The sequence below is a fragment of the Nakamurella multipartita DSM 44233 genome, assembly GCF_000024365.1.
Classification (GTDB): Bacteria; Actinomycetota; Actinomycetes; order Mycobacteriales; family Nakamurellaceae; genus Nakamurella; species Nakamurella multipartita.
In genome coordinates, this window is the sequence record NC_013235.1 from 3,547,342 (window position 1) to 3,559,144 (window position 11,803).

General features: G+C 71.0%; 13 protein-coding genes. 8 read left to right on the plus strand and 5 right to left on the minus strand.

The features are described 5' to 3' along the window. Positions 1-148 precede the first annotated feature (148 nt). The 4 genes from NAMU_RS15900 to NAMU_RS15915 are packed head-to-tail and all read left to right on the plus strand — an operon-like array spanning position 149 to position 2,723. Positions 149-760 carry a TetR/AcrR family transcriptional regulator gene (locus tag NAMU_RS15900; RefSeq protein ID WP_169312510.1) on the plus strand — a complete coding sequence of 204 codons (612 nt, stop codon included), beginning with the start codon at positions 149-151 and terminating at the stop codon, positions 758-760. Then, entirely contained in the window at positions 757-1,533 is a 777-nt protein-coding gene (locus tag NAMU_RS15905) for a maleylpyruvate isomerase family mycothiol-dependent enzyme (protein ID WP_015748416.1), read from the plus strand. Before NAMU_RS15900 ends, NAMU_RS15905 begins: the two co-directional genes overlap by 4 nt. A 60-nt stretch (positions 1,534-1,593) precedes the next feature. Next, the gene (locus NAMU_RS15910) at positions 1,594-2,040 is read left to right on the plus strand and encodes an ester cyclase (RefSeq protein ID WP_015748417.1); all 447 of its coding nucleotides are present in this window, start codon (positions 1,594-1,596) and stop codon (positions 2,038-2,040) included. A 5-nt stretch (positions 2,041-2,045) separates the two neighbouring features. After that, positions 2,046-2,723 (plus strand): hypothetical protein, encoded by a 678-nt coding sequence (locus tag NAMU_RS15915; protein ID WP_015748418.1) that lies wholly within the window; start codon positions 2,046-2,048, stop codon positions 2,721-2,723. On the opposite strand, the gene NAMU_RS15920 is transcribed toward NAMU_RS15915, so the two are convergent. After that, positions 2,718-3,947 carry an amidohydrolase family protein gene (locus NAMU_RS15920; protein WP_041369038.1) on the minus strand — a complete coding sequence of 410 codons (1,230 nt, stop codon included), beginning with the start codon at positions 3,945-3,947 and terminating at the stop codon, positions 2,718-2,720. The genes NAMU_RS15915 and NAMU_RS15920 overlap by 6 nt on opposite strands. Before the next feature lie 82 nt (positions 3,948-4,029). Here NAMU_RS15920 and pknB point away from each other — a divergent pair, with 82 nt between their 5' ends. Both pknB and NAMU_RS15930 read left to right on the plus strand, forming a co-directional pair. Continuing rightward, positions 4,030-6,186, plus strand: coding sequence for a Stk1 family PASTA domain-containing Ser/Thr kinase (pknB, locus tag NAMU_RS15925; protein WP_015748420.1), 2,157 nt, complete (start codon positions 4,030-4,032; stop codon positions 6,184-6,186). Between the two features lie 4 nt (positions 6,187-6,190). Beyond that, positions 6,191-6,832, plus strand: a complete 642-nt coding sequence (locus NAMU_RS15930; RefSeq protein WP_015748421.1) for a GNAT family N-acetyltransferase — start codon at positions 6,191-6,193, stop codon at positions 6,830-6,832. A 4-nt stretch (positions 6,833-6,836) separates the two neighbouring features. On the opposite strand, the gene NAMU_RS15935 is transcribed toward NAMU_RS15930, so the two are convergent. The 4 genes from NAMU_RS15935 to NAMU_RS15950 all read right to left on the minus strand — a co-directional run bounded on the left by NAMU_RS15935 (position 6,837) and on the right by NAMU_RS15950 (position 10,204). Beyond that, a complete protein-coding gene (locus NAMU_RS15935) occupies positions 6,837-8,225 on the minus strand; it encodes a class II 3-deoxy-7-phosphoheptulonate synthase (protein ID WP_015748422.1) in 1,389 nt (462 codons plus the stop codon). A gap of 235 nt (positions 8,226-8,460) precedes the next feature. After that, positions 8,461-8,724 carry a hypothetical protein gene (locus tag NAMU_RS15940; protein WP_015748423.1) on the minus strand — a complete coding sequence of 88 codons (264 nt, stop codon included), beginning with the start codon at positions 8,722-8,724 and terminating at the stop codon, positions 8,461-8,463. Positions 8,725-8,871: 147 nt separating this feature from the next. Then, on the minus strand, positions 8,872-9,423 hold the full coding sequence (locus NAMU_RS15945; protein ID WP_015748424.1) for a polyadenylate-specific 3'-exoribonuclease AS: 552 nt from the start codon (positions 9,421-9,423) through the stop codon (positions 8,872-8,874). Positions 9,424-9,430: 7 nt separating this feature from the next. Continuing rightward, complete coding sequence (locus NAMU_RS15950) at positions 9,431-10,204, minus strand: lysophospholipid acyltransferase family protein (RefSeq protein ID WP_041369040.1); 774 nt, start codon at positions 10,202-10,204, stop codon at positions 9,431-9,433. A 160-nt stretch (positions 10,205-10,364) separates the two neighbouring features. Between NAMU_RS15950 and NAMU_RS15955 the strand changes: the two genes are divergently transcribed. Both NAMU_RS15955 and NAMU_RS27510 read left to right on the plus strand, forming a co-directional pair. Next, positions 10,365-11,132 carry an alpha/beta hydrolase gene (locus NAMU_RS15955; protein ID WP_015748426.1) on the plus strand — a complete coding sequence of 256 codons (768 nt, stop codon included), beginning with the start codon at positions 10,365-10,367 and terminating at the stop codon, positions 11,130-11,132. A 50-nt stretch (positions 11,133-11,182) separates the two neighbouring features. Continuing rightward, entirely contained in the window at positions 11,183-11,782 is a 600-nt protein-coding gene (locus tag NAMU_RS27510; RefSeq protein WP_138180262.1) for a hypothetical protein, read from the plus strand. Positions 11,783-11,803 lie beyond the last annotated feature (21 nt).

Consider the following 11,803-nt stretch of genomic DNA (forward strand, 5'->3'; position numbering starts at 1 on the left):
AGTACGACGGCCCTGATCCGCCGAGACTCCGGCCGGATCGGGGCCGTCGTCGCGTCCTGGTCCAGCTCCCGTCCAGTCTGCGGCCTGTCCCGGGCGGATTCCCGACCGAGTCTTGACAACGCCCGCTTGCCTATCGATGATAGTTGGCATGAACCTATCAACGATAGGAACCACCGCGGCGGACCCCCCGGCCCCACGTCGCTCCCCCCGCCGAGACCAGATCCTTGCGGCCGCATGGGATATCGCCGAAGAATCCGGCCTGGGCGCGGTGACGCTGCACGAGGTCGCCCGCCGGGTCGGGATCAAGCAACCGTCGTTGTACGGCCACGTGGGTTCCAAGCTGGATCTGTACGACGCGATGTTCCACCAGGCCTACGAGCAGCTCTTCGCCCGGATCGACGCCGCCGAATGGACGGGAACGGCCCGCGAGCAGGTGCTCGGGCTGTCCCGGATCGTCGTCGACTTCGTCGTGGAGAACCCGCCCCGCCAGCAGCTGTTGTTCCAGCGGACCATCCCCGGGTTCGAACCCTCGCCCGAGTCGTACGGGCTGGCCCGACGGCTGATCGACCGGAGCGTGGCCCTGCTCTCGGAACTCGGCGCGGGCGACCCCGCCCAGGTGGATGTCTACACCGTGCTGATCGCCGGCATCGGCAGCCAGCAGATCGCCAACGACCCCGGCGGCGACCGCTACACCCGGCACCTGGAGGACCTGCTCGACCTGTTCCTGGATCACTGTGCTGTGCCAAAGGAGGCACCATGATCGACACCCCGCGCCGGGTCGAGGCGATCCCGAGCATCGGGCATGCGGAGGCGATGCAGCTCACGGCCACCGAGAACGACCGCCTGCTCGGCCAGCTGCGGAGCCTGACCGCCGTGCAGTGGCAGGCACCGACCGACTGCACCGGGTGGTCCGTGCGGGACATCGCCGTGCACCTCATCGGTTCGGCCCAGGGGCAGGCCAACCCGGTCGAGTTTGTCCGTCAGGTGGTCGCCGGCCGGCGGCTGATGCCGCAGATCGACGGTCAGCACTGGGTCGACGGCCTCAACGAGGCCCAGCTGCGGGCCCGCGCCGACTGGACCCCGCCGATGCTGCCGGATCTGTGGGAACGGCACGCGGCGTCCGCGCTCCGGGCCCGGTCGCGGATGCCCGCACCGATCCGAGCCCTACGGGTATTGCCGATCGGCACCGGCTTGGGCGTCGACATCGGCTGGCAGCCCGTCCGCTACCTGTTCGACATGGGATTCACCCGCGACGTCTGGATGCACCGGCTGGACATCGCCCGGGCGGCCGGGGTGGAGCCCGAGCTCACCCCCGACCACGACGGACGGATCCTGGCCGACATCGTCGCCGAGTGGTCCCACCGGCACGCCCAGCCGTTCACCCTCACCCTGACCGGACCGGCGGGCGGCACCTTCCAGGCCGGTGACGACCCGGCCCGCCCGGCGCAGACCGTCGACGCGGTCGAGTTCGCCGCGATCATCTCCGGCCGGGCCGACGGCCCCGGCGTACTGCGCCACAAGCTCCCCCTCTGACCTTCCCGCTGACCTTCCCGACGACAGCGGTTCCACCCCCTCCCGAAAAGGAGCACCACCATGCTCGCCACCACCGCCCAGGCCACCGACCTCAAGGTCCTCGCCCAACGCTTCATCGACGACGTCATCAACGCCCGGGACCTCGATGGCGCGCTCACCGAGATGGTCGTCGAGGACTTCGTCGAGCAGAACCCGCTGCCCGGCCAGGGTCCGGGCCGCGCCGGCCTGGCCGACGTCCTGGCCGGGATGTTCGCCGCGTTCCCGGACCTGCACTGGACACTGCGCGACACGGTCGTCGAGAACGACCGGGTGATGAGCCTGTCCACCTGGACCGGTACCCACCGGGGCGACTTCATGGGGATCCCCGCGACCGGCCGCAGTGTCGAGGTCGAGGCGTGGACGATCGATTGGTATCGGGACGACCGGATGGTGCAGAGCCGGATCATCATGGACGTCGCCGGCCTGCTCATGCAGCTCGGCGTGATCCCCGCACCGGCCGCCGACTGACGCTCATGCCCGAGCTCGTCTGCTACAGCGACATCGTCTGCCCGTGGGCCACCGTGATGGTGATCCGGCTGATCGATGCGCGGGACCGGGCCGGTGCCCAGAACGACCTGGTCATCACCCACCGGGCCTGGCCGCTGGAGCTGCAACACCAGCGGCCGATCCCCCGGCGGGTCGTCGACGCCGAGATCCCGCTGTGCGCCACGCTGACCCCGCAGTTCAACTGGTCGTTGTGGCAGGGCCGGCCCGAGGAGTACCCGGTCACGGTGCTCCTGGCCCTGGAGGCCGTGCAGGCCGCCGCCGCCCAAAGTCCCACCAGCGCCGAGCAACTCGACCTCGCCCTGCGGCGGGCCTTCTTCGTGCACTCGCGGTGCATCGCGATGCGACACGAGATCCTGGCCGCCGCCCGCACGTGCGACACCGTCGACGTGGACCGGCTCGCGGCCGATCTGGACGCGGGGACCTACCGGTCCGTGCTCTCCGCGCACGTCGCGCAGGCCCGCGCCGACAACGTCACGTGCAGCGGCACCCTGGTCCGCGCCGATGGCACCATGGTCTGCAATCCGGCTACCGAAACCGCTTGGATCGGTGGCACTTTCCCCCGGGGCACGCCGATCGTGGTGGCCGACGACCCGGCGGTGTTCGATCGGATCATCGCCGAGTCCCTGGTGCCGGCGTGGTCATAGCCCGGCCGGGGCGAACCGACCACCGAGCATGACCTGACGCACCTGCGCCAGCGGCGCCAGGTCGGAATCGAAGCGTCCGTCGACGACGACCAGATCGGCGTCGAAACCCTGACGCAGGAACCCTTTTCGGGTCAGCCCGCAAGCGGCAGCGGCCAGCGAGGTGCCGGCGGCCAGGGTCTGACTGACCGACGCCCCGGCGGAGAGCAGAAAGCCCAGACCCGAGCGCATCAGGCCGTGGGCCATGAACGGCTCGATCCCGGCGTCCGAACCGCCGACGAACCGGACCCCGGCCGCGTGCATCCGGCCCACCATCGACCGCCGGCTTTCCAGCATCGTCTCCGGGGTCATGCCCATCTGGGCCATCACCTTCTTGATATTGGGCGGAGCGTGCTCGAACGCTTCCGGTGGTGGGGCCATCAGAGCCGCCCCGATCGGCACCTGACGTTCGGCCAGCACCGCGAGCAGTTCGTCGGACACCCGTGGCCCCTGCGGGGTCAGGCAACTGCAGTGCTCGAGCCCGTCGACCCCGGCGGCGAGCGCGATCTCCACCGCGGGCAGGGCATGCGCGTGCGCGGTCACGGCGATCCCGGCGGCATGCGCCAGGTCGACGATCAGCCGCATCTCGGCCAGGGAGAACTGCGGCATCATCACGTCGGTGCCGGTAGTGGCCATCCCGCCACTGGCCATCACCTTGACCACGTCCACCTCGCGGTCGATCCGCTCCTGCACCGCGGCCTCGATCTCCACCGGACCGGACACCTCGCCGCCCAGGTAGTGACAATGGCCCCGGGGCGTGGTCAGCGGTGGTCCGGCGGCCAGGATGGTCGGTGTCCACGGCCGGGCAGTGGTCAGCGGGCGGGCATGCTGGTCGTCCCGGCGATTGACCACCACGAACCGCCGGTCCCCCAGGTCGCGGACCGTCGTCACCCCGGCCGCCAGGTGCGCGGCCAGGGACCGGGTGACCACGGCCTCGATCTCCTGGTCCGAGTAGCCCTCCACCAGATCCAGGGCGCGCACCCCGCTGCCGGCGACCAGATGGACATGGGTGTCGATGAGACCGGGCAGCACGGTGGCCTCGCCCAACTCGATCACCTCGACGTCCGACCCGAGGTCGGGATGCCCGCGGAGCACGCCGGCGATCGACTCGCCGTCGACGACGACGGTCACTCCGTCGTCGAAGAACACCGAGCCGTCGAACAGCGAGGACGAACGAAGTGCGATCATCCGAGGCGTCATGGTGATTGCCTACTCCGGGCAAATCGGACAGTCAACGGATCAACGCGGCCAGCCGGGATAATCATCAATTGTGGATGTGGTCACCGGTCCGGCGAGCGGCACCGTGCTCGACGGTCGCTACCGGTTGGGCGCGATGATCGCGCGTGGCGGAATGTCCACGGTGTACCGCGGATTGGACACCCGGCTGGACCGGCCGGTGGCCGTGAAGGTGATGAGCCCGCAGTATGTCGCGGACCCGACCTTCCTGAGCCGGTTCGAACGCGAGGCCCGGCTGGCCGCCTCGCTCGGGCATCCCGGGGTGGTCGCCATGTACGACCAGGGCCAGGACGGCGACCTGGTCTTCCTGGTGATGGAACTGGTCGACGGCGGCACCCTGCGCGACCTGATCCGGGAACGGGGTCCGCTGCCGGTTCCGGTGGTATTGGCCGTCCTCGACCCGCTGCTGGACGCCCTGGCCGCGGCGCACGCCGCCGGCCTGGTGCATCGCGACGTCAAACCGGAGAACGTGCTGATCTCGGCCCGCGGGTCGGTCAAGATCGCCGACTTCGGCCTGGTCCGCGCGGTCGGCTCGCAGACCGTGGCCACCGGCGACGTCATCCTGGGCACGGTGGCGTACCTGTCGCCCGAACAGGTCGCCACCGGCGTCAGCGACGCCCGGACCGATGTCTACGCGGCCGGCATCGTGGCGTTCGAGATGCTCACCGGCCGGCCGCCGTTCGAGGGCGACAACCCGATGTCGGTGGCCTACCAGCACGTGCATTCGGACGTGCCGGCCCCGTCGACCCGGGTCGACGACGTGCCGGCCCAGCTGGACGAGCTGATCGTGGCGGCCACCGCGCGCAACCCGGACGACCGGCCGCGCGATGCCAGCGCGTTCCTGGCCGAGCTGCGGGACGTGCGCACGGCCCTGCACCTGCCGATCGTCCCGGTACCGATCCCGGTGCGGCCCCGACCGTCCCCCACCCCACCGGTCCCGGTCCCGATCGATCACCCGGCCGGTCAGACCGGCACCCGCATGCTGCCGGCCGACGCGGCGAGCACGGCATACACGGCCGACACGGCTAAGACGGCAGAGGGTGCGGCGACCACTCCGCCGACCCGCGTGCAGAAGCGCCCACCGCCCGTCGCCCGCACCCGCACCGCCGCCGCGCGGCGCCGTCGCCGCTGGCTCATCGCGCTGCTGGTGGTGCTGCTGCTGGGCCTGATCTCGGCCGCCGGCGGCTGGTGGCTGGGCGGCCGCTGGGCGGCCACCCCGGCGGCCGCGGGACTGACCCAGTCGCAGGCCGAGGCGGCCGTGCGCGAGGCCGGGCTGGTGCCCCGCGTCACCACCGGCCACTCGGACACCGTGCCCGACGGCGTGGTCATCGGCACCGATCCCGATTCCGGGGTCGAACAGCTTCGCGGGTCCGAGGTGTCCGTGCTGGTCTCCGCCGGCCGCCCGCGGGTGCCGGACATCAAGGCCGGCACCGACACCGCGACCGCCACCGCCGCGCTCACCGCCGCCGACCTCACCGTCGTCACCGGCACCGGTCAGGAGTTCGACGACGCGGTCCCGGTCGGCGCCGTCCTGCGGACCGACCCGGTCGGCGGGACCGAGCTGTCCGTGGACGCGCCGGTCACCCTGATCCTGTCCGCCGGCCCAAGGCCGATCGTCGTGCCCCAGGTGGTCGGTCAGTCCCAGGCCGACGCGACCAAGTCGCTGACCGACGCCGGTTTCACCATCGGGACGGTGACCAAGACCTTCGACGCCCGGGTCGAACCCGGCCGGGTGTTGCGCACGGACCCCACGGTGGGCAGCACCGCCGCCCGGGGCAGCGCGGTGGCCCTGACCGTCGCCGACTCGATCACCGTTCCGGACGTGCGCGGCCGGTCGACCAAGGACGCGATCGCGGCCATGCGCGACGCCGGGTTCTCGGTCACCGTCGGCGATCCCGCGTTCGATGCCGGGGTGGACGCAGGCGACATCCTGCGCAGCGACCCGGGACCGGGCACCCGGGTCGACCGCACCGGGGCCTCGGTCTTCCTGGTGCCCTCCAATGCGGTCACCGTGCCCGATCTGACCGACCAGAAGGTCAAGGACGCCGAGCGCACCCTGGCCGACCTGGGCCTCAAGATCGACGTGACCTCGTTCTTCGGCGGCGACAACGGAACGGTGTGGAACCAGTCACCGGCGGCCGGCGGACGGGTCCGGCCGGGTGACACGGTCAGCGTCTACGTGCTTCGCTGATCGGATGGACCTGCGCATCGACGCCGGAGCCCGGCGCACGGCCCGGTTGGAGCTGCGTCCGTGGCGGGCCGAGGAGGCCGATCGCCTGCTCGACATCGTCGGCCGGCCGCAGGTCACCGGATGGCTGGGCGACCCGCAACCGTGGACCCGGGCCGACGTCGACGGCTTCATCGCCGGCAATCAAGGGAGCGACCGGATCCCGGTCAGATGGGCGATCGTGCCGCTGGCGACCGGGGTGCCGGTCGGCACCGTCATGATCGAGTTGTTGGGCAACGGCGACCCGCACCTGGGCTGGTATCTGCACCCGGACGCGCAGGGCAACGGCTGGGCCACCGAGGCCGCGGCGGTGATGCTCGCGCTGGCCGTGCGCACGGGCGCCCCGCGGGTGTGGGCCGGCATGTGGCCGCACAACGCGGGCTCGGCGGCGATCTGCCGGCGCATCGGCATGGTCGACCTGGGCCGCCACGACGATCCCTGGTACGGCACGATCGAATACCCGCTCAGTCGCGAGTTCTGCGTGTGGCGGGCGGACGCCGAGCATCCGCTGGACGTCCTGGCCCGGCTCAACGCGGCGGTGCAGCGACCGCACGCCACCGCCGAGCCCCCGGTCGGGCCCGACGGCGTCACCTACCCGGGACCGGCCTGACGGCCTAGCCGCGCAGCATCTCCGCGACCAGGAAGGCCAGCTCCAGCGACTGCTGGGTGTTCAGCCGCGGGTCGCACGCCGTCTCGTAGCGGCCGGCCAGGTCGTCGTCGGAGATCTCCTGGGCCCCGCCCAGGCACTCGGTGACGTCCTCGCCGGTCAGCTCCACGTGGATGCCACCCGGGTGGGTGCCCAGCTCGTTGTGCACCTCGAAGAAGCCCTGCACCTCGTCCACGATGCGGTCGAAGTGGCGGGTCTTGTAGCCGGTCGGCGACTCGTGGGTGTTGCCGTGCATCGGGTCGCACTGCCAGATGACCTGGTGCCCGGACGCCTCCACCTTTTCGATGATCGGCGGCAGCACGTCGCGGATCTTGGTGTTGCTCATCCGGCTGATCAGCGTGAGCCGGCCGGCCTGATTGCGCGGGTCGAGCCGCTCGACGTACTCGACGGCCATCTCCGGGGTGGTGCTCGGGCCGATCTTGAGCCCGATCGGGTTGGACAGCAGCTGGGCAAACGCGATGTGCGCGCCGTCCAGCTGCCGGGTCCGCTCGCCCACCCACAGGAAGTGCCCGGACAGGTCGTAGAGCCGGGGCTCGTCGTGGCTGGTGTCCATCCGCAGCATGGCCCGCTCGTAGTCCAGCAGCAGCGCCTCGTGCGAGGAGAAGATGTCGACCTGGTGCAGTGAATGCGAGGTCACGCCGCACGCACTCATGAACCGCATGGCCCGGTCGATCTCCTTGGCCACCCGCTCGTACCGCTCGCCGGCGCGCGAGGTCAGGACGAATTCCTGGTTCCACTCGTGGACCCGGGCCAGGTCGCCCATGCCGGTGGCGGTGACCGCGCGGACCAGGTTCATCGCCGCGGAGGAGTTCGCGTAGGCGCGCACCATCCGGGACGGATCGGGGATCCGCGCTTCCGGGGTGGTGGACAGCGAGTTGATGATGTCGCCGCGGTAGGACGGCAGGCCCAGCGCGTCGATGTTGGAGGAACGGGGCTTGGCGTACTGGCCGGCGATGCGGGCCACCTTGACCACCGGCAGTGAGGCGCCGTAGGTCAGCACGACGGCCATCTGCAGCAGGGTGCGGATGTTGCCGCGGATGTGCGGCTCGGTGTTGTCGACGTAGGTCTCGGCGCAGTCGCCGCCCTGCAGCAGGAAGGCCTCACCGCGGGCCACCGCGGCCAGCTGGTCGGCGAGCTTGTCGACCTCGCCGGGCACCGTCACCGGGGGCACCGCCTCCAGGACGGCCCGGACGGCGAGCACCTGCTCGGGGTCGGGCCACTCCGGTTGCTGCGCGGCGGGCCGGGACAGCGCGTCGTCCAGCCGGGCCCGCAGCTCCGGCGGCAGCGGGGGCAGACTCGGCAGGATGTCCGCCGGGATGTCGATCGTCCAGTTCACGCCGGACAGCCTAGTTGGCCGAGCGGGCGAGGCCACCATTGAGACAGTTGGCCGAGCGAGCGAGGCCACCATTGAGACAGTTGGCCGAGCGGGCGAGGCCACCATTGAGACAGTTGGCCGAGCGGGCGAGGCCACCATTGAGACAGTTGGCCGAGAAAGCACAACGGCCGCCCGACCCGGATGTCCGGGTGGGGCGGCCGTGATGATGCGGGTGCAGCGTGCTGGTGAAGACCGATCAGACGGCCGGCACCAGGGCGACCAGCTTGTCGGCGGCCGCGCGGTTCTGGGCCAGCGCCTTCTCGGCGAAGTCGAACGTCGCGGCGGTGATGTCCTCGACCTTGGGCAGGTCGACGGCGGGCAGCTCGACGGCCGGCTTGGGCAGCTCGGGCAGGTTCTTGACGAACGCCTCGACGGCCTGGACGAACTGGTCCTGGACCTGCGCCACGGCGGCGAGGTACTGGTCGGCGGCCTTGTTGGTCTCAGCGATGAAGTCGGTCATGGTGTTTCCTCCTGGGTTTTGGCTGTGCTCTCAACGTGCTGCGCTTAGTCTGCCAAGCATTGCGTGGTCTGTCAAGCACTTCTGCTTGATAGACCACGCATTTTTTCCGGCCGGTTCCGCGACATCGGGATCCACACCGGGCGGCCCCTACCGCGGTGGGCGTGGATCTGCCTTGCGCGATCCGCCGCGGGTCAGCACGTCCTGCGCCACCTGCCAACGGGCGTAGGCCAGACGAGCGTCGGCCAGCGCGTCGTGCCGGTCGGTGCCCGGGCCGGGGATCGGCGGGCAGCCGGCCGCCTCCCAGTGCTGCCGGATCTCCCGGGTCAACCGGGGCACGTCCCGGGGCAGGTCGGGCATGGTGCCCCACAACTGGGCGAGCACGACGTGGTCGTAGGCGGCGAACCAGGCCCACAGTTCGACCGGCAGGCCGGGCGCGGTCAGAAAGGCGTAGAGCTCCTCGCGGATCGCAGTACGCGAGCGCCAGGCCTTGTCGGCCGGCGACGGCAGCTTGTCCAGCACGTGCGTGCGCACCCAGGTGCTGGCCCGGCCGGGATCGAAGTCGGTGGACACGGCGTAGAACTCGCGGCCGTCCTGGGCGATCACCCCGATCGAGATCAGCTCGATCGTGCGGCCGTCCTCGATGAACTCGCAGTCGTAGAAGTAACGCGCGACCGGACCCGGCCGGCTCGGGGCGGACAAGAGCGGCTCAGCCGGCCTTGGTTCCGGGCAGGCGGGTGACGGTGCCGGGGCCGCGGCCCTCGACCGGCCGGACCGGACGGCCGGCGGTGCCCGCCGCTGCGGCGGCGGCCAGGTCTTCCTTCACCTTCGCGGCGTACTTGTCCACGTACTGCTGCCCGGACAGCTCCATGATCCGGTACATGATCTCGTCGGTCATCGACCGCTCGACGAAGCGGTCCCCGGCCATCCCCTCGTAGCGGGAGAAGTCCAACGGACGGCCGACGATCATCTTGATGCGGCCCGGACGCCAGACCTTCGAGCCGATCGGGTTGACCTTCTCGGTGCCGATCATCACCACCGGGACGACCGGAACGTTGGCCTCCAGGGCCATCCGCGCCACCCCGGTCTTGCCCTTGTAGAGCTTGGCGTCGGGCGAGCGGGTGCCCTCGGGGTAGATGCCCAGGATGTGGCCCTGCTTGAGCAGCCGGATGCCGGTGTCCAGCGCCGCGCGGGCGGCGTTGGCGCCGCTGCGATCGATCGGCACCTGGCCGACGCCACTGAAGAACCAGCGCTTGATGGTGCCCTTGACGCCCTTTTCGGTGAAGTACTCGCTCTTGGCCAGGTAGGTGACCCGGCGCTTGATGTACAGCGGGGTGAAGAACGAGTCGGCGACCGAGATGTGGTTGCCGGCCAGGATCGCGCCGCCCTCGGCCGGGATGTACTCGGCCCCGATGACCTTGCACGGGAACAGCAACCGGAGCCACGGCCCCAGAAACACGTACTTCATGAGCTTGTAGACCACGCGCGAAAGCCCCTCACCGCCGATTCGGACTGCGGACAACCGTACGCCGCCCCGCAAGTCGGTGCCGATCCGCGAGCCCGGGAGGGCTCGGGCAAGCGCACCGGGCCCGGTGCCGGGCATGATTGAGGCAGCACACCACAGTTCGCCGCCGGGAGCATGGATGACGCGCAGCACGACCGACCGGGACTTCGGCCCGTTCCGTCACGACGGTTCGGACGTCGGCGTGCTGCTGTGCCACGGGTTTCCCGGCGCCCCCGGGTCGATGCGGCCGTGGGCGGATCATCTGGCCGCGGCCGGGTACTCGGTCCGGCTGCCGCTGCTGCCGGGCCACGGCACCCGCTGGCAGGACGCTAACCGCACCACCTTCGACGACTGGCTGGCCGCGGTCACCCGGGAGTTCCAGGAGCTCAGCGCCACCTGCCGGTCCGTCGTGGTCTGCGGCCTGTCCATGGGCGGCACGCTGACCTTGCGGCTGGCCGAGCTGTACCCGGACCAGCCGGCCGGGATCGTGCTGGTCAACCCGTCGGTGCTGACCCAGCGCTGGGACGCCAAGCTCCTGCTGCCCTGGTTGCAGCGGGTACTGCCGGCCTACCCCGGCATCATCGGCGACATCGCCATGCCCGGGGTCACCGAGCCCGGCTACAAGTACATCCCGACCCGCGCGGCCTACTCCCTGTCCAAGGCGTGGCCCATCGTCCGCCGGGACCTGCCCAGGATCACCGCTCCGGTGTTGCTACTGCACTCGACGGTGGACCACATCGTCGAGCCGGTCAACGCGCAGGTCGTCCGGGACGAGGTGGGTTCGGCCGACGTCACCGTGATCGAGCTCACTCGCAGCTTTCACGTCGCGACCATGGACTACGACGCCCCGCTGATCTTCGACGCGTCGGTGGAGTTCATCGAGAAAGTCACCGCGAGCCTGCCGTGACGGTGGCCCCGGGAGACGACGACCGGCCCGATCGGGTGGAGACGGGGGGCTTGAGCGAGCCCGCCGGGTCCTCGGACGCAGTCGAGCCGGCAGCATCCCGGGATCGTTCCTGGCGGGCCAATCCCAGTGACCTCGACGTCGACGCCGCCTTCGCCGACATCGTGTCCGGGATGATCACCGACAGCGTGCGCCGGCACCCATCGGGTGGCCCGCCCATCGGTCTGGAGCCCCCGACACCGCCGGCCCCCGAGGCCACCCCGGCCCCGGAGCCCGCACCGGCTCCGGATACCGCCTCCGAACGGGCCCGGCGGCGCGAGCTGCGGCGCCTGGAACGGGCCGCCGAAGTGGCCGCCTTCGCCGAGAGCGAGGCCCGCGAGCAGGCCGAACGCGACGCCGACCAGGAGCACTTCACCCCGCCCGAGCCTCCGCCACTACCCCGCCCCACGCTGCGCACGATCGGCTCGGTGCTGCTGATCGTGGCCGGGATCCTGCTGCTCACCCGGCCCGGGCTGCTGGCCGTCTCCCCCGACCTGGCGATGATCTTGGCCGTGCTGGGCATCGTCGGCGGGTCGGTGCTGCTGCTCACCGGGATCTGGCGGCGCCGGGGCGGAGACAGCGGCGACGGCTGGGACGACGGCGCGGCAGTCTGACCGGCTCGGCGTGGTCCGCCC